This is a genomic window from Polyangium fumosum, from assembly GCF_005144585.1.
GTDB classification, from domain to species: Bacteria; Myxococcota_A; Polyangia; order Polyangiales; family Polyangiaceae; genus Polyangium; species Polyangium fumosum.
The window spans coordinates 24,650-47,891 of sequence record NZ_SSMQ01000057.1 but is presented as its reverse complement, the minus strand read 5'-3'; the positions used below and the strand labels follow the sequence as shown (position 1 = coordinate 47,891).

Sequence of the window (23,242 nt, the reverse complement as noted above, 5' to 3'; positions counted from 1 at the left end):
ACCGGGGTAACGATGAGCGTTGAGAAAATTCGCGTGGCCCTCGGGGTCCTGCAGTCCGATCCCGAGAACGAGGCGGCCTGGAACGATCTCGCGGAGGCAGTGACGGCCCCCGACACGTCGACGAACGACGTGGAGCGTCTCCTGGGGCTCGCGCGGGCCAAGCAAGAGGAGCGGAAAGAATGGGGCGCGGTCGCCAAGCTCCTCGAGCTGGAGATCTCCTTTGCCGGAGGGACGCCCGTCGAGCCGCCGATGCAGGCGGAGCTCGCGCGCATCTACAACGAGGAGCTCGTCGACGCCGACAAGGCGCGAGCCGCCTACGAGCGCTTGCTCGAGCTTCGGCCGAACGACGACGCCGCAGCCGAGGCGCTGGAGAGCGACGCGACGAAGCGCGAGCGGTGGAGCGAGATCGTCGACCGCTACGTGGCCGAGTCCGAGAACGCAGACGGCCCCGCCTTCAAGAGCTCGCTCCTGGCGAGCGCGGCGGACGTGGCGCTCCGGTACGGGCACGCGGAGGCGCGTGATCGGATCGACGAGCTCATCGGACTCGCGCTGGCGCTCGATCCGAAGAACAGCCGCGCGACGCGGCTGCTCGAACGCGCGAGCGTGAAGGTCGCCGACTGGGACGGCGTGACGCGGGCGCTCTCGTTCACGCTGCGCGAAGGCGCGTCGAAGGAAGATCGGATCGCGGCGGGGCTCCGGCTCGGACGCGTCGCGGCGGAGAAGCTCGGCGACAAGGGCCGCGCCCGCGACGCCTTCGCGCAGGTGCTCGACCTGCAGCCCGGTCAGGCGGACGCGCTCGCGTTCCTCGCCGAACATTTCACCTCGAACGAGCAATGGGACGAGCTCGTCGCGCTCTACGAGGATCAGCTCAAGGGCGGCGGCGTGAAGCCGGGCGAGGAGCTCGGCGTGCTCGTCCAGATCGGCATGGTGCACTGGCGGATGCGCGGCCAGCCGCAAGCGGCGGAGGCGTACTTCGACCGCGTGCGTCGCGCCGATCCGACGCACGCCGGCATGCTCGCGTTTTTCCGGGAGCACCTGCTCGCCAAGGGCGACAAGGCGCGGCTCTACGCGATCCTCACCGACGCCCAGCGCGCGCTGCCCGACGGGGCCGACAAACGCGCGATCGCCTCGGAGCTCGCCAAGCTCGCCGAGTCGACCGAGAACGCGCACAAGGCGATCGATCAGTACAAGAACATCCTGCGCACCGACCCGGACAACCGCGACGCGCGCGACGCGCTGAAGCGGCTCTACATGCAGACGGAGGGCTACAACGCCCTCGTCGAGCTCTACCGGCAGGAGCTCGAGCGCACGCCGCAGACCGACGTGCAAGGTCGCATCCAGGTGCTGCGCGACATCGCCTCGGTCTACCGCGACCGCGCGAAGAACGACGCGGCGCTCGTCACGGTGCTCACGCAGATCGCACAGCTCGACGAGCGGGACATCGACGCGGTGCGTGAGCTGACGCGGGTCTACGAGACGCTCGGTCGCTGGCGTGACCTGCTCTCGTATCAGCAGAGGCTCGCGGAGCTGTCCACGAGCGACGCGGAGAAGGCGAACCTCTACCGCGCGGTGGCGCGGCGCTGGGTCGACCAGTTCTCGAACGTCCAGAACGCGGTGTCGGCCTACGAGTCGCTCCTCGCGGTGGCGCCGGGCGACGACGAGGCCGAGTCGCGGCTGAAGGAGCTCTACCTGAAGCGGCGCTCGTGGGCGCAGCTCTACGCGCTCTACGAGGCGCAGCTCCCGAGGACGGAGGACGCGGCGCGCATCGAGCTGCTCGGCGAGATGGCGAAGCTCGCGGCCGAGCGCCTCGATCGCGGCGCGGACGCGATCGCGCACTACAAGCAGATCTTGGAGCTCGACGCGTCGGCGCCGGGCGTGCTCGATGCGCTGGAGAAGCAAGCCGAGCGCGACAAGGATTTCGCGACGGTCGCCGAGGTGCTCGAGCGCCGCGTGGATGCGGCGACGGACGACGCCGGCAGGCTCAACGCGCTGCAGAAGCTCGGCGCGGTGTACGCGGAGCGGCTCAAGGATCCGGTGGCGGCGGCGCGCACGTGGCGTCGCGTGCTCGTGCTCTCGCCGGGGCACGCGCGCGCTCTCCGCGTGCTGCGCGAGTCGTACGTGGCGTCGGGCGACTGGGACGGGCTCGAAGAGCTCTACGCGTCGCAGAACGACTGGGAGGGGCTCGTCGAGTTCCTCTCGGGCGCGGCCGACAAGACAACCGAGCCGAACGTCAAGCTCGACATCTCGTTCCGCGCGGCGCGGATCTACGAGGAGCAGCTCGGCGCGCCCGAGCGGGCCGTGCGCTCGTACGAGCGTGTCCTCAGCGTGTCGCCGACCGACGCGCGCGCGGCGGCGGCGCTCGTGCCGATCTACGAGAAGGAAGAGAAGTGGGCGCGTCTGCCCGCGCTCTACGAGATCCTGCTCGGCGCCACGTCGGACGTGGAGGAGCAGGTCTCGATGCTGCGCAAGCTCGCCGCAGTGACGGGCGGGCCGCTCGCAGATAAGCAGAAGGCGCTCGGCTACGCGCGGCGCGCCTACGAGCTCGACGCGAGCGAGGACGGTCTGTCGCTGCTCGAAGCGTGGTCGCGCGCGGCGAGTTCGTGGGGTCCGTTCGTCGAGGCCGTCGAGGCGCGGCTGAAGCGCGACGAGGAGATCGACGGCGCGACGCGGCGCGCGCTGAAGCTCCGGCTCGCGGAGGTGTACGCGCGCGAGCTCGGCAAGGTGGACGAGGCCGCGGCGACGTACCGCGAGCTCGTCGAGGCGGATCCGACCGATGAGGAGACGATCCGCGAGCTCGACGCGCTGCTCCGCGCGAACGAGAAGAAGGACGACCTGCGCTGGCTCTTCCAGCTCCGCGCCGATCAAGTCGAGGGCGAGGCCCGCGCCGAGATCCTCGAGGAGTGGGCGACGCTCGAAGAGGAGGTCTTCGGCGACAACGCGCAGGCGATCCTGCTCCTGCGCAAGGTCGTCGAGGTGACGCCCGCGCGTGGGGAAGCGCTGCGTGCTCTCTCGCGCCTGCTCATCGCGGCGGGCGAGGCGGCGGCGGGCGCCGAGGTCGTGGCACGTCACCGCGACGTGTCCGACGGCGAGCAGCGCGGCCGCTGCGAGGTCGAGCTCGCCACGTTGTACCTGGAGAAACTCGAACGGCCGGTGGATGCGTTCGACGCGGCGGTGCGCGCGCTGGAGATCCTCCCGCACGAAGCGGATGCGGTGAGCATCCTCGCGCGCTTGCTCGACAAACCGGAGACGCGCGCGCAGGCGGCGCAGGTGCTGTCGAGCGAGTACGCCGAGACGGGTGACGCGCGCCGCGAGGCGCACGCGCTCCGGGTGTTGCTCGAGACCGAGACCGACACGTCGACGCGCCTCGCGCTCTTCCTCAAGCTCGCGGACGTCAACGAGGAGAAGCTCCGCGCAGTGGGCACGGCGCTCGATGTCGTGCTCGGCGCGCTGAACGAGTTCTCGAGCGAGCTCACGGTCTGGGATCGGGCCTCCGAGCTCGCCGCGCGGGCCGGTCGCCCGACGGACCTCGCCGAGGCGTACCGGACGCACCTCGTCGCGGCGCGCAACGTCGAGAGCGACAAGAAGCTGCCCGACGACGTGGAGATCGAACTCTGCGAGCGCGCGGCGATGCTCCATGACGATCAGCTCGGCGATCCGGAGGGCGCGATGCCCTACCTCGATCGCGTGCTCGCGGTGGACCCGACGAACGAGCGGGCGTTCTCGCGCCTGAAGCAGATCCTCACCAACGCGGAGCGGTGGAGCGAACTCGAAGCGCTCTACGACAAGGCCGCGCAGGGCACGCCGGATCAAACGACGCGGATCTCGCTGCTCAACGACGTCGCCGTGATCGCCGAGGAGATCATGAGCGATGCGGCGAAGGCCATCCGCTACTACGAGCGCATCCTCACGCTCGACGCGTTCTACGAGCCGGCGCTCGACGCGCTGCAGAGGCTCTACGAGCGCGAGGGGCGGTGGAAGGACCTCGCGGCGCTCCTGGAGCGGCGGCTGGAGACCTCGACCGACGAGGAAGCGGCCGACATCAAGCTGAGCCTCGGTCGGATCTACCTCGATCGCCTGCACGAGCCGGCGCTCTCGCTCGAACACCTCGAGCGCGTGCTGGAGCAACGGCCGGGTGACGCGGAGGCGCGCCAGCTCGTCGAGCGTCTGCTCGAAGTGGGCAGCCTGCGCCTGCGCGCCGCGCGCGTGCTGGAGGTCGTGTACGAGGCGCGCGATGAGGTGCGTCAGCTCGTGCGGGTGCTCGAAATCCGGCGCGAAGGCGCGACGGAGGAGCACGAGCGTCGCGAGCTTCTGCGCCGCGTGAGCACGCTGCGTGACGACCGGTTGCGCGACGACCCGGGCGCGTTCGCCACGTTGAGCGAGCTCGTCCCGCTCGAGCCCGACGACGCGATTGTCCGCGAGCGCTTCGTGGACATCGGCCGCAGGCTCGCCGAGCACGAGAAGATGGCGACGGTCCTCACGGCGGCCGCCGACGCGTGCAGCACGCCGCCGACCCAGGGCGAGATCCTTATGGTCGTCGCGCAGATCTGCGCGGACATGCTGGGCGACCTGGATCGGGCCGAGAAGGTCTACAGGCGTGTCCTCTCGATCGACGAGACGGATCCGAACCTGGTGATCCCGGCGGCGCAGGCGCTCGCCGAGATTTACACGGGCAAGGGCAAGCACGAGGCGCTCGCCGAGGTGCTCGGCATCGAGGTGCGCCTCGAAGAGGACCTCGAACGGCGCCAGAACCTCTACCGCCGCATCGGCGAAGTGTACGAGTCGGTCCTCGAAGCGCCCGACAAGGCGATCGGGGCCTGGCGCGCGCGCATGTCGGACGATCCGGAGGACCTCGAAGCGCTCTCCGCGCTCGAACGCCTCTACGAGCGCACGGGCGAGTGGCGCGAGCTCGTCTCCATCCTGGAGGCGCGGCAGACGCTCTCGAACGACGCGAACGAGCGCAAGCGGACGATGGTGCGCGCGGCCGAGACGCTCGCGAGCAAGCTCGACGACGTGTCCGGCGCCATCAGCGGTTGGCGCAACGTCTCCGACGAGTTCGGCCCCGAGCCGGCCACGCTCTCGGCGCTCGAAGCGCTCTACGAGAAGGCCGAGCGGTGGTCGGATCTCGCCGACACCCTCGACGTGCATCTCTCGCTCGCGAACGAGCTCGAGGAGCGGCTCGATCTGTTCGCGCGGCTCGGCGACGTGCGGCGCCTGCACCAGAGTGATCTGCCGGGCGCGCTCGACGCGTACCGCCAGGCGCTCGTCCTCGATCCGGCGAACGCGCGCTGCAGGAACGCGCTCGAAGCCTTGCTCGAGGATCCCGAGGCGCGGCGCGACGCGGCCGAGACCCTGCACCCGCTCTACGAGGCCGACGGCGACAGCGAGAAGCTCCTGCGCGTCCTCGAGATCGAGGTGGAGACGGCGGACAGCACGGGCGAGCGTCTCTCGAACTTGCAGAGCGCGCTCCGCACGGCGGAGGGTCCGCTCACCGACACCGGCCGTGCCTTCGGGTACGCGGTGCGCGGCGTGCGCGAGGCCGCGGGCGAGCCCGAGGTCGCGCAGTGGATCGAGACCGTCGAGCGCCTCGCGAAGGCGACGGGCCGGTGGGCGGAGCTGTCGGAGCTCTACCGCTCGGTCGTGGACTCGATCCTCGACGGCGACGTGCAGCAGGACGTGCGGCTGCGCGTCGGCGAGCTCGCCCGGACGAAGCTCGACGACAAGGCGCTCGCGGTCGAGTGGTACAAGAACGCGCTCGATGCGAGGAGCGACGATCGCCGCGCGATGGTGGCGCTCGAAGAGCTCTACGGCGAGGCGAACGACGCGCCGAACCTCCTCGAGATCCTCCGGCAGCGCGTCGACAACGCTGCGGACGACGTCGAGAAGAAGCGCCTCCTCTTCCGCCAGGCGGAGCTGCAGCGCGACGCGCTGAAGGATCCGAGCGGCGCGATCGAGACGTACGAGGCGCTGCTCGACGTCGAGCTCAACCCGAAGGCGATCGACGCCCTGGAGACGCTCTACAAGGAGTCGACGCGCTGGGAGGACCTCATCAAGCTCTACGAGCGTCAGCTCGATGGAGCGGTGGGCGCGCCGGCCGAGCTCCGCGTGAAGATCGCGAAGGTCGCGCACGAGCGGCTCGAAGACGTGTCCCGCGCGTTCGACGAGCTCGCCGAGGCGCTCGTGATCGACGCGGCGCACGTGGGCGCGGTGGGCGAACTCGAAGCGCTGCTCGAAGCGTCGGAGAACCCGGCGCACCGAGCGCGCGCGGGCGAGATGCTGGAGCCGGTCTACCTCCGTCGCGCCGACTGGGCGCGCGTGAAGATGGCCCTCGATGCGCGGCTCACCGCGAGCGAGGACCCGTCGGAGCGTCGCGACCTGCTCACGCGCTTGGCGACGCTGCACGAGGAGCAACTCGAAGACTACAAGGCCGCCCTCGAGACGGTGGCGAAGCTCCTGCACGAGGACCTCGGCGACGAGGGCGTGTGGCACGAGCTCGAGCGCCTCGCGAAGGTGGCGAGCGCGGAGCGGAGGCTCGCCGAGATCTACTCGGCCGAGCTTACCGAGATCACGGTCGACGACGGCCAGAGCGCCAAGCTTTGCCGCCGGACGGGCGAGATCTACGCGGACCTGAACGACGTCACGAGCGCGCTCAAGTGGTACCGGCGCGCGCACGAGTTCGAGCCCGAGTCGCGCGAGCTCTTCTCCGCGATCGACGGCCTGCTCGTGCGGGAGCGCCGCCACGAGGAGCGCGTCGAGCTCTACCGCTCGTCGCTCGACTACCGCTACGACAAGGAGCGGCTCGACGCGCTGCACACGATCGCGCGGCTCGAACGGATCGAACTCAAGCAGCCCGAGAAGTCGATCGAGACGTACCGGGCGGCCCTCGATGTCGACGAGTCCGACGCGCGCGCGCTCGACGCGCTGACCGAGCTCTACGCGGAGCTCGGCCGTGATCAGGACCTCGCCGATCTCTACCTGCGGCGCGCCGAGGCCGCGGCGAACGGCGAGGCTGGCGCGCCGTACCGCCTCGCGCTCGCGCGGCTGCTCCGCGACAAGATCAAGGACACGTCGTCCGCGATCGATCAGCTCGAAGCGATCGTCACCGACGTGCCCTGGCATCAGGAGGCGATCAAGGAACTCGAAGCCCTCACGCGCGACGAGGAGCACAAGGCGCGCGTGGTGGAGATCCTCCGCCCGCTCTACGAGCGCAGCGACGACTGGCGCCTGCTCGTGAAGCTGAACGAGGAGCGCTACCACCTCGCGAGCGAGGTGCACGAGAAGGTCGCCGTGCTGCGCGAGACCGCGCAGCTTTGGGAGACGCGCGGCAACGATCGAAGCCTCGCCTTCCGCTCGATGCGCGCGGCCTTCGCCCTCGACCCCGAGGACGGAGAGACGCGCGCCGAGCTCGAGCGCCTCGCGACGATGCTGGGCGCCTGGGAGCGGCTCAGCGAGAGCTACGAGCAGGGCATCGAGAAGACGACCGACGACGTGGTCAAGCGCGAGCTCCTGCTCGCCGTGGCCAAGGTCTACGACGAGAAGGTCGACGATCCGCGGCGCGCCCTCGGCGCCTACCGGAGGCTCAGCGAGCTCGATCCGACCGAGCGTGATCCGCTCGAAGCGATCGACATGCTGTCGATGCTGCTCTCCGACTGGCAGACGTTGATCGCGGTCCTCGAAAAGAAGAGCGAGCTTGCTTCGGACGACGAGAACGCCGCCATCTGGCGCCGGATCGCCGAGACGAAGCTGCAGATGCTCGACGACGAGGAGGGCGCCATCAAGGCGTACGAGCGCGCTCTCGAACTTGATCCGGAGAGCACGGTCACGGTCGACGCGCTCATCCCGCTCTACGAACCGCGCGACGCTGCCCAGCGCCTCGTCGAGCTCTACGCGCGTCGCGTGGAACTCGCGGGCTCGGGCGAGGCCGACCTCCGGTACGACCTCAACGTCCGCGCGGCCGAGCGTTACGAGAAGTCCCTCGACAACCGTCGGGAGGCGATCAACGCGCTCAACGCGGCGCTCGATGCGCGGCCCTCGGACGCGACGGTCCTCGCCTCGCTCGAACGGCTCTACCGCGCCGAGAAGATGTGGGACGAGCTGCTCGACAACCTGAAGCTCCAGGCGAGCACGGCGGACACGCGTGAGACGCGCGTCAAGCTCCGGACCGCGATCGGCGATCTCTACGCCGCCGAACTCGCGAGCCCGCAGGACGCGCTCGAACACTACCGCCTCGTGCTCGACGACGACGCCACGAACGATCACGCGATCAAGGCGATCCGCGCGATCGGCGAGGGTCGCGAGGAGCTGCGCCTCGACGCGGCCGACGCCCTCGAGCCCGTCCTCCGCGCGGCCTCGCGCTGGGAGGAGCTCGTCGGCGTCCTCGAAATGCGCCTCAAGGCGCAGACCGAGGGCATCGACCGCGCCCGCACGCTCCGCGCGATCGCGATCGTCGAAGACGAGAAGCTCGGCAAGCCGCTCGCCGCCGAGGGCGCGCTGCTCCGCGCGCTCGAAGACACGCCGGACGATCCCGAGCTCCACGCCGAGATCGAGCGGCTCGCCGAGCGCTCCGAGGGCTTCGGTCGTTACTGCGACGCCCTCTCGCAGCGCGCGGCGGCGACGTTCGACGCGGTCATCGCGAAGGACCTGTGGCTGCGCGTCGGTCGCATCGCCGAGGACAAGCTCAAGGACGATCGGCGCAGCGTCGAGGCGTACGCGAAGGCGGTCGAGCAAGCCGGCGACGAGCCGGCGCTGCTCGAAGCCCTCGACCGTCTCTACTCGCGGCTCGGGGACAACAAGGCGCTCGCCGACGTCCTCGAACGTCGCGTCGCCGCGATCTCCGACGAGCGCGAGCAGGCGAACTTCCACCATCGGCTCGCCACGATCCAGATCGAGGCGTTCGGGGAGAAGTCGCAGGGCCTCGCGACGCTGAAGCAGGCCCTCGAGCGGGCGCCCGATCACGCGCCCTCGCGCGAGGCGCTGGAGAAGCTCACCGACGAGCGGTCGCTCTTCGAGGAGGCCGCCGAGGCCCTGGAGAGCGTCTACAAGTCGCAGGGCGATCACGCGGCGCTCGCGAAGCTCTACGAGAAGCGCATCGGGTTCGTCGGGACGCCCGCCGAGCGCGTGCGGCTCCGGCTCGATCTCGCCAAGGTCCTCGAAGATCGCTCCGGCGATCCGAAGGCGGCCCAGGGCGCGCTCGAAGCCGCGCTCAAGGACGACCCGGCCGACGTCGACGTGCTCGCCGAGCTCGAGCGCCTCTCCCCGATCACGGGCGGGTGGGCGAGCGCCGCGGACGCGCTGGAGAAGGCCGTGTCCGAGAAGAGCGACCTCTCGACGGACGCGGCGCGCGACCTGTGGATGCGCATCGCCGAGTGGCGCAAGGACAAGCTCGCCGACAACGCCGCTGCCGAACGCGCGCTCGAACAGGCGCTCAAGCACGACCCGACGAGCGAGACGATCCTGCGCAACATCGAGGGCCTGCAGCGCGCGGCGGGCCGCGAGCGTGACCTCGTCGGCACGCTGCGCCGCCTCGCCGCGCTCGACGGCCTCGGCCACCTCGCCTCCGACCTGCGCCGCGAGGCGAAGGGCCTGGCCGAGGGCGTGCTCGCGGACGACGCGCTCACCGAGGCGATCCTCCGCGACATGATCAAGGCCGACGACAGCGACGCGTGGGCCCTCGCGGAGCTCACGAAGGTGCGCGACAAGGCGGGCGATTCGAAGGAGGTCTTTGATCTCCTCGTGCGCCAGGCCGAGCTCGCGGCCGAGGGCGAGAAAATCCGGGAGCTCAAGCACCGCGCGGCCTTGGTCGCCCGGGAGAAGCTCTCGGACGACAAGAAGGCCCTCGACCTCTACAGCCAGATCTTCGAGGACGAGCCGAACGACGCGAAGGCCTCCGACGCGCTCCGCGAGCTCTATGCGAAGGGCGGCAAGCACAAGGAGCTCTTGAACGTCCTCTCGCGCCTCGTGGACCTCGCGGAGACGCCTGCGTCCCGCGCCACGCTCCGCCTGGAGAGCGCGCGGATCTGCATCGAGAAGCTCGACGCGACGAGCGAGGCCATGGAGCACCTGCGCGCGATCCTCGACGAGGAGCGCACCCACGAGCAGGCCACGCTGCTCCTCTCGCAGCTCCTCGAAAAGTCGGGCCGCGACGACGAGCTGGCGGAGCTGCTCAACACGCAGATCGACCTCGCCAAGGAGCGCGGCGATCTCTCCGCGGAGCTCGTCTACAGCGTGCGCCTCGGGGAGGTCTTCGAGAACCGGCTGAACAACGTCCCGAAGGCGATCGAGACGTACAAGGCGGTGCTCGAGCGCGACGGCAACCACAAGGGCGCGCTGCTCTCGCTCGCGCGCCTCTACGAGAAGAAGGGCGACAAGGCCGAGGCGGCCAAGGCGCTCGAGACGGTCCTCTCCTCCGCCACCGGCGAAGAGGCCGTCAAGACGTCGCTCCGCCTCGCGGATCTGTACACGGCGCTCAAGGACGAGGCGGCGGTCCGTCGTGTCCTCGAAGCCGGCCTCAAGGCCGACGAGCGCGCCGCGGACATCCGCAAGAAGCTGCACGCGCTCTACGAGAAGCAGCAGGCGTGGGCCGAGCTTGCCGACCTCGTGAAGGGCGACGCCAACGCCGCGACCGAGGCGGGCCAGAAGGTGCAGCTCTACCGCAAGGCCGCGGACATCCACCTCGGCAAGCGGAGCGATCCGGGCGCCGCGGCGGACCTGCTCGTGAAGGCCTCGGAGCTCGCCCCCGGCGATCGGGAGCTGCTCCTCGTGCTCTGCGACGCCTACAGCGCCTCGGGCCGCGGCAAGCAGGCCGCGGAGGTGCTGCAGAAGATCGTGGAGTCGTACGGCGGCCGTCGCTCGAAGGAGCTCGCGACGATCCATCACCGGCTCGCCAAGGCGTACCTCGCCGAAGGCGACAAGGAGAAGGCGCTCGCGGACCTCGACATCGCGTTCAAGATCGATCCGGGCTCGATCGCGATCCTGCGCGACCTCGGCGTGCTCTCGATGGAGCTCGGCGAGGCCACGGAGGAGAAGGCGGCGCGCGACGCGCACTTCGAGCGCGCGCAGAAGACCTTCCGCGCCCTGCTCCTGCAGAAGCTCGACGAGAATTCGCCGATCTCGAAGGCCGCGGCCTTCTACTACATCGGCCGGATCCTCCACGCGCAGGGCGACGACAAGAAGGCGATCCAGCAGCTCGATCGCGCGATCGACGCCGACAAGAACTTCGCGCCCGCGAAGGAGCTGCTCGCCAAGCTGAAGAAGTGACCGCCGGGGGCTTGGGGGCAAAGCCCGACTTGCTCGGGCGTAGCCCCCAAGCGCCGAATACGCGGCGACGAGCCCTCGGCTACGCAGCAGGGCTCGTCGCTCGCGCCTTCCTCCGCTCTGTCCGCTTCTCCCTCCTCACCCACCCCGACCTCGACGGAACCGACGGCACCCCCTGGGTGCTCTCCTTCTGGCACGGCCAGCAGTTCGCCCTGCATCGCTGGCGCAAGCGACGCCGCACCGCCGTGCTCGTCAGCCTCTCCGACGACGGCGAGATCCAGACGGGCGCGCTCGGCTCGCTCGGGCTCGTCGTCGAGCGAGGTTCGTCCACGCGCGGCGGCGCGATGGGCCTCAAGGGCATCGTCCGCCGCATGCGACAGGGTCATGACGCGGCCTTCGCGGTCGACGGACCCCGCGGCCCGCGTGGCGTCGTGCGCGGGGACGGTGATCGCGTCGGCGCGATCCTCGCGGCTCGCCTCGCCGGTGGCCTCGTCGTGCCGCTCGCCTCGGCTTGCTCCTCTGCGTGGGTCCTCGCGCGCACGTGGGACAAGTTCGAGATCCCCCGCCCCTTCTCGCGTGTCGCCGTCGCGCTCGGCGCGCCGCTCGATCCACGCGGCCTCGACGGAACCACCCTCGCGCGCGCGATCGATGCGTCTCGCGAGGCCGCCCTGCGCGCGCTCGACGCCGATCCGTGACACGCTCTCGGGCGACGACCATGCGCCGCATCGCCTGCATCGACGGAAGGCTCCACGCGCCCGAGGACGCCAAGGTCTCGGTCTACGACCGCGGCTTCCTCTACGGCGACAGCGTCTTCGAAACCATCCGCACCTACGGCGGCCGCCCCTTCGCGCTCGACGAACACGTCCGGCGCCTCGAACGATCGGCCGCGCAGGTCGCCATCCCCATGCCGATCGATCCGCCTGCGTTTGCCGCCGAGATCGAACGTGCCCTCGCGGCCGCGGCGAACCCCGAGAGTTACGTACGCGCCACGCTGACACGTGGCTCCGGCCCGCCCGGCCTCGATCCGCGCCTCGCGACGCATCCGCTGCGCGTGATCCTCGTCGAGCCGCTCAAGCTCCTCCCGGCGGCGATGTACCGCGACGGCGTCTCCGTCATCACGCATCGCACCGAGCGCGCTTGCGACGCCGCGCATGGCGCCAAGGTCGGCAACTACCTCGCCAGCGTGCTCGCGATCCGCAAGGCGTGTGACGTCGGCGCGCACGAGGCGCTCATCCTCAACACGGCGGGACAGATCGTCGAAGGTACGACCTCCAACGTGTTTGTCGTGCAAGGACGAACCCTGATCACGCCGCCCGAAGAGGCGGGGATCCTCGCGGGCATCACGCGCGCGCACATCCTCGCGATCGCGGGCGAGGCAGGTCTCTCCGTCACGTTACGCCCGCTCGTCCCGGAGGACGTACACACGGCGGACGAGGTCTTCCTGTCGTCGAGCCTGCGCGAGATCCTGCCCGTCGTCGTGGTCGACGGCGCGCCGATCGGCAGCGGCAAACCAGGCGCGCATACGCAGGCGCTGCACCTCGCCTTTCGGCGGCATGTCGGAATGGGCGACGCAAAAGCGCCCTGGGAAGGCTGAGCGGAGATTCCCCCCTCTCCACGGCGTGGAGAGGGGGTCAGGGGGGTGAGGTCAGGGGAATGAGGTCAGGTCGACGCGTCCGCCGACTCCTCCGCCGGAGCGGGAGCCTGCGGCGCCGCCTGCGGCCCGAGCGGCGCCACCGGGATGCGGAGCGAACCGCCGCCCTGATGCGCGAGCACGCTGATCCCCTTCTGGAAGAAGCCCACCAGGAACGGGATCTCGTTCGGCGGCGACGTGATGAGCCCCGCCTCCTTCACCGCGCGCGCCACCGCGAGCACGTCCGTCGCGCGCTCGTTGCCCTTCCGCGCGCGCACCGAGATCGCCGCGTCCTTCATCCGCGTCGCGACGATCGCGCGCGCCTCCGGCGAGAAGAAGCGATCCGTCGCGGCCGCGATCTCCTCGGTCAGCGCCAGGTTCACCGCTTGCGGATCCCGCACGCCCTCCGGCCCGAGCCGCTGGCCGAGCCGCTGGAGCAGGTCCTCCAGGCTCCCGCGATCGGGCAGCCACGACCGGAACTCCGGCTCCTCGTGCAGCGACGCCGACCCGGGCGCGCGCGCCCAGCCGATGTCGCTCGTCACCTCGGCTTCGAGATCGGCCAGCGGGTGCGGCGGCTCGGCCTCGGGACAGGGCTCCACGAGCTCGCGGCAGCCTTCGAACCCGAGCGGCACGATCTGCCCCGACGTCGCGTTTTGCTTGCGGGCCGTGGCGATCCGATGACGCGCCCACTCCAGCGGCACGGGCGCCGGCGACACGCCGAGCCCTTCGAGCGCGCGGTTGCGGCCTTCCTTGAGCTGCGAGCCGCTCATCCACGCGCTGCCCGCGTTCAAGATGCCGATCGGATCCCTCACGATCACCTCGGCCAGGTGGTACCGGCCGCTCGCGTCGCGGCTCGTGATCGAGATGGCCGACGTCCCGCTTCCATCGGGCGGCAGGAACGTCGCTTCGAGCGTTGCCTCGGCCCGCGTGTCCACGCGCGCCACCCGCGGCTTCGTCGGGATCGCCGTCCCACGCGACTTCAAGATGTTGAGCGCTCGACGCGCGGCCTTGCGCGCGGTGCCCGGCGCTTCCTCCGCGTCGGCCACCGCTGCGATCGCCTCCACGTTCGAGCCCGCGAGCCACGCGTCCACGAGCGCCGCGCTGTGGTCGCCCGCCTTGCGCGCGGCCTCCACGGCCGTGTCCCAGCCGGCCGACAGATCGGCCGCCTCGAATGCCGGGGCTGCGGCGGCTGCCGGGGCCTCCGCGGCGGCGCCTTCCGCCTTCGCGGGCTGCGCCGGCGCCTTGCCCTTCGCCTGCGCGGCCTTCGCCTTCGCGGCGAGGGCTTCCTTCGCCGTCAGGGCCGGCTTCGGCGCGGCGGCCTTCGGGCCTCCGCTCGCCTTCGGGGGCGGCGCGATGATCGTCACGATGTTCGGCTTCGGCGCGGCCGGCTTCGCGACGGGCGCGGGCGCGGGCGCGGCCGGCTTCGCGACGGGCTTCGCGGCGACGGCCGGCTTTGCCTGGGCCTCCCCCGCGGCGGCCGGCGCGGCGGCGCTCGGCGCGCCGGCTTGCGGACGATCCCGACGCGGACCTGCGCCCTCGGGACGCGGCCCACGCTCCGGCCTCGGGCCTCGGTCCGGCCTCGGTCCACGATCCGGACGCGGACCCCGGTCCGGCCTCGGCCCACGGTCCGGGCGCGGGCCTCGATCGAAGCGCGGCGGCCTCTCGCCGCCTTCGGCGCGGGCTTGACCTTCTCCGGGCGGACCGGCCGGGCGGGGCGGGCGGGGACCCGGGCCCGGGCCCATCGCCGAGCGCGCGGCACCCGGGCCGGGGCGCGGGCGCATCCCTTCTTCCTGACGCGGAACGAAGTCGCCGCCGTGGTCCCTGCGGGGACCGCGGGGCGGCGGCCTGCCGCTGCTCGGCCTCGGCGTACCGGCCGGCGGGCGGGGCCCACGCATGTCGATCCGGCGCACGCCTTCCGGCCTCCCGCCGGGGCCGCTCGCGGCGGGCTTCGGCGCGGGCGCGGCGGCGCCTTCACCTGCGGCCGGCTCCGTCTTCGCCTCCCCGGCCTCTTGCGCGGGCTTTCCTTCTGCCGGGTTCTCGCCCCCGGGCTCGCCCTCGCGCCGCGTGCTCGCCGAGCGGACGATCCTGCGCGTCTTCTTTTCCGGGTTGTCGCTATCGTCCTTGGTGGTCATTTCGAGGCTCCCCTGGGGATTGACTTTGCCCAGGCGTCAAACATGGGCAATCGCATCGATTTCGACGGCGGCGCCCTTCGGCAGCGCCGACACTTGGATGGTCACGCGTGCGGGCGGCTCGGCGCCCACGACTTCTCCGTAAATCCGGTTGACGACCGCGAAATCGCCGAGATCGACGAGCCAGATCGTCGTCCGCGCGACATCGGCCCAGGACGCGCCGGCGGCGCGGAGCACCTCGCCGAGGTTCGCGAGCGCTTGCTTCGTCTGCGCCTCGATCCCGCCTGCGACGAGCTCCCCCGTCTTCGGATCGATCGGGATCTGGCCGCTGCAAAAGACGAGGTTCCCGGCGCGCGTGGCCTGCGAATAGGGGCCGATCGCGGCGGGGGCTTCGGTCGTGGAAATGATGGTTTTCGGCATCTCTCGTACCCTCCGTTCAGCCGAAGCTCTTCCGGCCTTCGATGGCGCGGCCGAGCGTGACTTGATCGGCGAACTCGAGGTCGCCGCCGTGGGGCACGCCGCTCGCGATGCGGGTCACGCGCGCGCCGAGCGCGGCCATCTCGCGCGCCACGAGCAGCGCCGTCGCCTCGCCGTCCACCGACGGCGGCGTCGCCACGAGCACCTCGTTCACCGGCGCCTCGGCGTCCGTCACGATGCGCTTGAGCTGCTCGAGCGGCAGATCCTCGGCGGAGATCCCGTCGAGCGGCGAGAGCAGCCTCCCGAGCACGAAATACTTCCCGCGCATCACCCCGCTCCGCTCGATCGCGAGCAGGTCTTGCACCCGCGCGACCACGCAGAGCAGCGCTTTGTCGCGCCGCTCGTCCCGGCAGATCGCGCAACACACGGGCTCGCCCGGCTGCGCGCCTTCGGCGATCTCGCCGATGTTTCCGCAGCGATCGCAGGGCCTCACGTGGTCGCGCAACACGGCGAGCTCGGTGCCGAGATCGTGCGCGACCTCCTCGTCCGCCGTCGCCAGGAACAGCGCGAAGCGTTGCGCGGTCTTCTCGCCGACGCCCGGCAGCCGCGCGAACAGGTGCGCGACGCGCGTGAGGCGTTCCGGCAGAGAAGAGGTGCGCGTGACGTAGGAGGTGGGGCTCCGCGTGGCCACTACGTGTGCATTCCCGGGATCTTCACGCCGCCCGTGACCTTGGCGATCTCGGCTTCGACGTACTTGTCGGCCTGCTCGAGCGCGGAGTTCGCTGCGACCGCCACGGCGTCGAGGGCCATCTCCAGGCCTTCGGCGGCGAGGAAGTCCGGATCGATCGCGATCTTCCGGACCTTGCCTTCGCACGTCACGGTGACCGTGACCTTGTCCGACGCGGCGGTCGCCGAGATCTCGTGGTCCTTGATCTTGGCTTTCGCCTCGTCGATTTTGCGCTGCATCCGGGCCGCTTGGCGGACCAGCTCGTTCATTCCACCGCGAAATTGCATGGGAGGCGGGTGTATGCCGTGAAGTCGGCTGGGCCGCAAGGCCGGACGAACGCCCGCGCGCGCCTCTTTGCTCACGCGGCGCGCCCGCCGTGGCGGTCCGGCTGCGTCGCAAGACGCCAGCGCGCCTTTCTGCTACGCCGAGGCGGCGATGAGCTACGTCGTCCTCGCGCGCAAGTACCGACCGCAGTCGTTCGAGGACCTCGTCGGTCAGGGGCACGTCTCGACCACGCTCGAGAACGCGATCGCCAAGAACCGCGTCGCGCACGCCTTCTTGTTCACGGGCGTCCGCGGCGTCGGCAAGACAACGAGCGCGCGTATCCTCGCGAAATCGCTCAACTGCGTGAAGGGTCCGACGTCGAAACCCTGCCAGGCGTGTGCTCCTTGCAAGGAGATCACCGTCGGCAGCGACGTCGACGTCCAGGAGATCGACGGCGCGAGCTACACGGGCGTCGACGACGTCCGCAAGCTCCAGGAGAGCTTGCCGTACCGGCCTTCGCGCGACCGGTTCAAGATCTTCATCGTGGACGAGGTCCACATGCTCTCGAACAACGCGTGGAACGCGTTCCTCAAGACGCTCGAGGAGCCGCCGCCGCACGTGAAGTTCATCTTCGCGACGACCGAGGTCCACAAGATCCCGGTCACGATCCTGAGCCGCTGCCAGCGCTACGACTTCAAGCTCATCAGCGCGCTCTCGATCACCGCGCGCCTGCGCTTCGTCCTCGATCAGGAGGGCGTCGCGTTCGAGGACGCCGCGCTCTCCATCATCGCCCGCGAGGCGGCGGGCAGCATGCGCGACGCGATGAGCCTGCTCGATCAGGTCCTCGCGTGGGTCGGCGTCGACGGCGACAAGCTCACGGCCGAGGGCGTCGCGCGGGTCCTCGGCGTCGCGGATCGCTCGGTCCTTCACGGCCTCGCGGCCGCGCTCGTCGACGGTGACGCCGAGACGTGCCTGCGCACGGTCTCCGACCTCGCGCACCAGGGCTACGATCTCCCCCACGTCGCGCGGGACTTCCTCGCGCATTTGCGGGACCTCGTGGTCGCCAAGGTCTCCGCGGATCCGACGGGCCTGCTCGACCTCGCCGACAGCGAGCTCGCCGACGTCAAGACCCTGGCGGCGCGCGCGGACGCGGACGACCTCGCGCGCTTGCATCAGGGGTTCTCGCGCTCCTACGACGACATCACGCGGAGCGGCCAGCCTCGCGCGGCGCTGGAGATGACGCTCGTGCGCCTCTCGCGCCGGCCGCCGCTCCTGCCGGTGGACGAGCTCTTGCGGCGGATCGGGGACATGGAGCGCCGCCTGCTCGGGGGAGGCGGCGGCACGCCGGGCCCCTCGGGCGGCGCCGGGCACGGCAGGCCCATGCAAGGCGGCGGAACGCCACCGGGCCCGCGCCGAGGCGCCTCCGCCGATTCGTCGACCGCTCCACCAAGCACGAATGCAACCTCCAACACAATTTCGTCCGTTTCAGCTCCCGCGAACGGCGCCACGAACGGCCGTCCGACCTTCTCGGCTCCCGCGAACGTCGCCGCGCACGAGCGTCCGACCTTCTCGGCTCCCGTGAACGGCGCCGCGCACGAGCGTTCGACCGTTTCGGCTCCCACGAACGGCGCCGCGCACGAGCGTTCGACCGTTTCGGCTCCCACGAACGGCGCCGCGAACGGCCGTCCGACCTTCTCGGCTCCCACGAACGGCGCCGCGGCACGGCCTTCGACCGTTCCGCCTCCCGCCGAGGGCGCATCCCGAGGATCTTCGGCCCCGAGCGCCCCCGACCTCGCCACGTTTCGCGCCGTGATCGAGCTCGTCCGCGCCAAGCGCGCGCCGCTCGCCTCCGTGCTCGAACACGCCGCGTTGCTCCGCATCGGCCCCGACGGCCTCGCCCTCGGCTTCGAGGACAACTCGTTCCTCGGCAAGCAAGCGCAAGACCCCCTCGCCAAGGAGGCCATCCGCGCCGCCCTCGCCGCGCATTTCGGCGGCACGCCCGAGGTCACGTTCGAGACGCTCCGCCCGCAAAGCGGCACCGTCACCGTCGCGCAGATCGACGGCGCCGACCGACGCGCCCGCCTCGACAACGCGCGCCGCGCCATCGCCGATCATCCCCTCGTCACGGCCGCGATCGAGCTGCTCGGCGCGGAGCTGCGCGACGTACGCCTCGGACACGAAGACGCCGCCGCCGCCGAGCGCATGAGCACGCGCTAACCTTCGCCATGCGCTTCTCCCCCTTTGCCGCGGCGATCGCGGCCGTATCACTCCTCGCCCCCGCCGCGGCCCACGCGAACGGCCGTTTCCCCATCGCCGACCAGCTCGTCGTGGATCCCAAGGATCCTGCGCACATCGTCCTCCGCACCACGTACGGCATCCTCGAGACCTCGAACACGGGCAGCTCGTGGTCGTGGATCTGCGAAGGCGCGGTCGGCTACGGCGGCACGCAAGATCCAGCGATCGGCGTGCTCGCGGACGGAACGATCCTCGCCGGCGTCTTCGAAGGCCTCAGCGTGAGCCACGATCGCGGCTGCGCCTGGGGCTTCGTCGAGGCCCCCTTGAAGGACGAGTACGTCATCGACGTCTCCGTGCACCGCGACGACCCCACGCGCGCCGTCGCCATCACCTCCACCGGCAAGGGCACCGACGGCTTCCACGTGATCATCGCCGAGACGGCCGACAGCGGCGCCACCTGGACGCAAGCCGGAAAGCCGCTCCTCAGCGACTTCATCGCCCTGACGGTCGACGTCACGCCCTCGAACCCGCAGCGCCTCTACGCGAGCGGCATCGTCGGCAAATCGTTCGCGCCTGCGATCGAGCGCTCCGACGATCGCGGCGAGACGTGGACGCGCACCTACCTCGACGCGGCCTACGCGAAGTTCGTCCCCTTCCTCGCCGCGATCGACCCGCAAAACCCCGACCGCGTCTACCTGCGCCTGAGCGGCGATCCGGTCGACAAGCTCCTCGTCAGCGACGACGCCGGCGCGACGTTCACCGAGGCCTTCACGGGTACGGACGATCTGCTCGGCTTCGCGCTCTCACCCGACGGCACGCGTGTCGCGATCGGCGGCCCCAAGGACGGCATCCAGATCGCGAACACGGCCGACCTCGCGTTCCAGAAGGTCAGCAGCATCTATACGCGGTGCCTCACGTGGACGACCGCGGGCATGTACGCGTGCGGCAACCAGTTCGTCGACCACTTCACGGTCGGCTTCTCGAAGGACGAGGGCAAGACGTTCGAGAACATCTACAACCTGCCCGAGATCTGCCCGCTCGAATGCGGCGAGGGCGCGACGACGCCGACGGCGTGCTTGATGAGCTGGCCCGGCATCGCGGCCACGCTCGGGATCGATCCGAGCGCGTGCGGCGGCATCGGCGCGGGCAGCGGATCGGGCAGCGGCAGCGGCGGCAGTGGGCCGCGCGAGCTGGAAGCAGCCGGCGGGTGTGATTGCGGCCTGGGGAGCGCGTCGGGCGCGTCCGGCGCCGCGGCCCTCGGCGGTCTCGCGGCGCTCGTCTTGCGCTTGCGCCGCCGGAAGGATCGCCGCGCGCCCGCCACGAAGACGCGCTAACGCAGCGCCGCCCGCACGCTCTCCTCGACGATCCCGAGGAGCGCGTCGAGGTCATCGTCCGTGATCGTGAGCGGCGGCGCCACGTACACCACGTCTCCGAGCGGCCGCAGATACGCGCCGCGCCGCCGCGCCTCGGCATACACCCGCCAGCCGAGCTCACCGAGGTACCCCGCGCCCTTCGACAGATCGAGCGCTCCGATCATCCCGAGCGATCGCGCCCGCGACACGCCCGGGATCTCCCCCATCGAAGCGAACGTCTTCGTGATCCGCGCGGCCTTCGGCTGGGCCTTCACGAGGATCTCCTCTTCGCGGAAGATCGCGAGCACCTCGCGCGCGATGGCCGCGCCGAGCGGGTTTCCGCAGAAGGAATGGCCGTAATAAAAGGCTCGCTCCGGCGCCCCGAGGAACGCGTCGAAGACCCGCCGCGTCGCGAGCGTCGCCGCCATCGGGAACATGCCGCCGGAGAAGCCTTTCGCGCAGCACATCAGATCGGGCGTGATGCCCGCGCGCTCGCTCGCCCACATCGTCCCCGTGCGCCCGTAGCCCGTGAACACCTCGTCGATCACGAGCAGCACGTCGTACCGATCGCAGAGCGCGCGCGCATGCCGCAGGTACGCCGCGTCGTACATCCGCATCCCCGTCGCGCCTTGCACGAGCGGCTCCAGCACGACCGCCGCGATCGTGTCGCTCCCCTCGGCGAGCAGCTTCTCCAGGGCCGCGAACGCCCGCGCGTAGCCCGCGTCGGAAGGCGCGTCGCCCTCGGGCGTCGGCACATGGATGCACTCGAGGAGCACGCCTGCGAAGGGCTTGCGGAACACCTCCACGCCCCCGAGGCTCGCCGCGCCGATCGTCTCGCCGTGGAACGCGCCGTCGAGCGCCACGAACCTGCGCCGCGCGGGCCGCCCCTCGTTGTGCCACATCTGCAGCGCGAGCTTCAGCGCGACCTCGACCGCCGTCGACCCGTCGTCGCTGAAGAACACCTTCGTGAGCCCCGGCGGCGCGACCGCCACGAGCTCCTCGCCGAGCTTCGCCGCGCCCTCGTGCGTCACGCCCGCGAGCGACACATGGCAGAGCCTTTCCGCCTGCCGCGCGAGCGCCGCCACGAGCCGCGGGTGGTTGTGACCGAGCGTCGAGACCCACCAGCTCGAATTCGCGTCGAGGTAGCTCCGCCCGTCGACATCGAAGAAGCGCGCGCCCGCGGCGCGGTCGACGACCAGCGGATCGACCTCGTCGATGTACCGCTGCATCGGCGTGTACGGGTGCCACACGTACTGCTTGTCCGCGCGCACGATCTCCGCGCGCCGCGCGGCCCTCTTGTCGTCGACCTTCGTCACGCCTTCCTCCCGGCGAACGCGCGCCGCACCTCCACCGGCATCGGCGGCAGCGAGCTCGTCCGACTGATCTCCGGCGGCACCGACCTCCGCCCCGGCGCAGGCTCGCCCTGCTGCGGCAAGAAGATCCGCACCTCCGTCCCTGCGCCCACGTCGCTCTCGATCGAGAGCCGCCCGCCGTGCGCGTCCACGATACGCGCCACGATCGCGAGGCCGAGCCCCGTCCCCGCCGCGCGCGTCGTGAAGAACGGATCAAGCGCGCGGTCGCGCACCGACGTGTCCATCCCCTCGCCCGTGTCCGCGACGCGCACCTCGACCCCGGACGCGCCGCTCTCCGCGTGCGGCACGAGCGTCACCGTCAAGGCTCCGCCGGTCGGCATCGCTTGCATCGCGTTCGTCACGATGTTCTCGAACACCTGCCTTAGCAGCATCGGATCCGCGTGGATCTTTTCGAGCGGCTCCGGCTCCACGAGCGTCACCTTCACGGCGGTCTGGTTCTGCGAGAGCGAGAGCGCGCGCTCCACGATCTCGCGCGGCGCCACGAGCTGACGCTCGCACCGCACGGGCCGCGCGTAGCGCAGGAGATCCCCGACGAGCCGGTTCAGCCGCGACGCCTCCTCGTCGAGGATGCCGAGCAGGGTCTGCCGATCGTCCTCGCCGAGGCCTTCGCGCCGCAACGTCGCCACGGCGGTCGTGATGATCGCCAAGGGGTTCCGCACCTCATGCGCGATCACCGCCGACAGCTCGCCGACGGCCGCGAGTTGCTCCTTGCGCACGAGCTCCGCCTGCGCCGCGCGCAGCTCCTCGTACGCCCGCGCGATCTCCGCCGACCTCTGCTTCAGCTCCGACGCGCGCTCCTCCAGGCGTTGCCGCAGCGCCACGTAACGCGACAGGAGCGACATCACGACGCCCATCACGAACGCCGCGTACGCGTACGGGCTCGTGAGCGGCTTGCCTTGCCCGAGCACCCCGTAAAGCGCGTCGTAGCCCGTGCTCACGACGAACGCGATCGAGCCCCACAACGACGGGAGCAGATCCGCCCGGCCGCGCAGCGCGCTCCGCACGAACACCGTCGCGCCGAAGATCGCCGCCGCGAACGAGCCGACCGACACCAGCGCCGCGAGCGGGTGCGCCGGCGTCGCGACCTCCACGACCGAGAGCCCGAGCAACGACACCGGCGCCTCGGCCACGGTGTCGAGCTGCCGCACGTGCTCGACGATGCTCGCGCCCCCGAGCAGCGCCGCCGCGCCGTAGATCGCGACGAGCACCCGCGGGGCGAGCCGCACCTGCGAGAGCTGCGCGACCACGTGCACGAGCAGCGCCGCCCCGAGCACGCGCCCCACGTCCGAAGCGAGCAGCGCCATCCGCACGACCGCCCCGTCGCGCATCAGGTGCAGCGCCGCCGCGCCCGCGGTGTGGACCGAGAGCGCGAGGCAAAAGACCCCGAAGAGCACGAAGTCGGCCTCGCGCCCGCGCAGGCGCTCCCTCCGCGTCGCGAGGAAGCAGAATGTGGCGATCGCGACGTACGCGACCACCCACGCGCTCAAGAATCCGGCGATGGAGTGGGCGTGCACGGTCCTCGGAGCTTTCCCCGATCCGGCGAACCTGGGCCATCGGGAAGCGGCCTCATCGTCGGTCCGGGAAGGGCCTTCGCCCGCGGCGAGCATGCGCGTGGACCCGGGCCCCGACAAGCCCGTTTTTTGACGCTCGCGACGCCCGGATCCGCGCCTCGATGTGAAACGGTTGCGGCCCGCGCAACTTTTTCCCCGGTAGATGTCGTTACCAGGGTCCTCGATGACGAAGCCCCCCACGGGCAATCCGGCTCCGTGTCGGATCGGTCGCGTGCACCGGCGTGGACCGTTCAGGGCACGTTGCTTGCTTCTTTCGCTCCGGATCCTTCAGTCTTTCTCCGCTACGAAGGATCC

Annotated in this window: 11 protein-coding genes; 5 read left to right on the top strand and 6 right to left on the bottom strand. The window is 71.0% G+C overall.

All coding sequences use genetic code 11. The annotated features are described in order from the left end of the window. Nucleotides 1–12 precede the first annotated feature (12 nt). From E8A74_RS38105 to E8A74_RS38095, 3 genes are read left to right on the top strand one after another with little or no spacing between them, the layout of a single operon-like run. Entirely contained in the window at nt 13–11,253 is an 11,241-nt protein-coding gene (locus E8A74_RS38105; RefSeq protein ID WP_136934020.1) for a tetratricopeptide repeat protein, read from the top strand. Nucleotides 11,254–11,264: 11 nt separating this feature from the next. Further along, nucleotides 11,265–11,945: a lysophospholipid acyltransferase family protein gene (locus tag E8A74_RS38100; protein WP_170229683.1), complete on the top strand. Its 681-nt coding sequence runs from the start codon at nt 11,265–11,267 to the stop codon at nt 11,943–11,945. A gap of 20 nt (nt 11,946–11,965) precedes the next feature. After that, nucleotides 11,966–12,844 (top strand): aminotransferase class IV, encoded by an 879-nt coding sequence (locus E8A74_RS38095; RefSeq protein ID WP_136934018.1) that lies wholly within the window; start codon nt 11,966–11,968, stop codon nt 12,842–12,844. Nucleotides 12,845–12,909: 65 nt separating this feature from the next. Here the strand turns inward: E8A74_RS38095 and E8A74_RS38090 are convergent, their stop codons facing one another. Genes E8A74_RS38090 through E8A74_RS38075 form a run of 4 tightly spaced genes read right to left on the bottom strand, consistent with a single transcriptional unit; the run spans nt 12,910 to nt 16,440 of the window. Continuing rightward, nucleotides 12,910–15,012: a hypothetical protein gene (locus tag E8A74_RS38090; protein ID WP_136934017.1), complete on the bottom strand. Its 2,103-nt coding sequence runs from the start codon at nt 15,010–15,012 to the stop codon at nt 12,910–12,912. A 36-nt stretch (nt 15,013–15,048) separates the two neighbouring features. Then, complete coding sequence (locus E8A74_RS38085; protein ID WP_136934016.1) at nt 15,049–15,429, bottom strand: RidA family protein; 381 nt, start codon at nt 15,427–15,429, stop codon at nt 15,049–15,051. Between the two features lie 16 nt (nt 15,430–15,445). Then, nucleotides 15,446–16,117, bottom strand: coding sequence for a recombination mediator RecR (gene recR, locus E8A74_RS38080; RefSeq protein ID WP_232379933.1), 672 nt, complete (start codon nt 16,115–16,117; stop codon nt 15,446–15,448). Then, on the bottom strand, nt 16,117–16,440 hold the full coding sequence (locus tag E8A74_RS38075; protein WP_136934015.1) for a YbaB/EbfC family nucleoid-associated protein: 324 nt from the start codon (nt 16,438–16,440) through the stop codon (nt 16,117–16,119). Before E8A74_RS38075 ends, recR begins: the two co-directional genes overlap by 1 nt. A gap of 148 nt (nt 16,441–16,588) precedes the next feature. Here E8A74_RS38075 and dnaX point away from each other — a divergent pair, with 148 nt between their 5' ends. Further along, nucleotides 16,589–18,634: a DNA polymerase III subunit gamma/tau gene (gene dnaX, locus E8A74_RS38070; RefSeq protein ID WP_136934014.1), complete on the top strand. Its 2,046-nt coding sequence runs from the start codon at nt 16,589–16,591 to the stop codon at nt 18,632–18,634. A gap of 8 nt (nt 18,635–18,642) precedes the next feature. Further along, the gene (locus E8A74_RS38065; protein ID WP_136934013.1) at nt 18,643–19,986 is read left to right on the top strand and encodes a WD40/YVTN/BNR-like repeat-containing protein; all 1,344 of its coding nucleotides are present in this window, start codon (nt 18,643–18,645) and stop codon (nt 19,984–19,986) included. Here E8A74_RS38065 and bioA read toward each other — a convergent pair. Then, nucleotides 19,983–21,320, bottom strand: coding sequence for an adenosylmethionine--8-amino-7-oxononanoate transaminase (gene bioA, locus E8A74_RS38060; RefSeq protein WP_269749916.1), 1,338 nt, complete (start codon nt 21,318–21,320; stop codon nt 19,983–19,985). The two genes, E8A74_RS38065 and bioA, sit on opposite strands and share 4 nt — an antisense overlap. Continuing rightward, on the bottom strand, nt 21,317–22,891 hold the full coding sequence (locus E8A74_RS38055) for a sensor histidine kinase (RefSeq protein WP_170229682.1): 1,575 nt from the start codon (nt 22,889–22,891) through the stop codon (nt 21,317–21,319). The genes bioA and E8A74_RS38055 overlap by 4 nt, the downstream gene beginning before the upstream one ends. Nucleotides 22,892–23,242 lie beyond the last annotated feature (351 nt).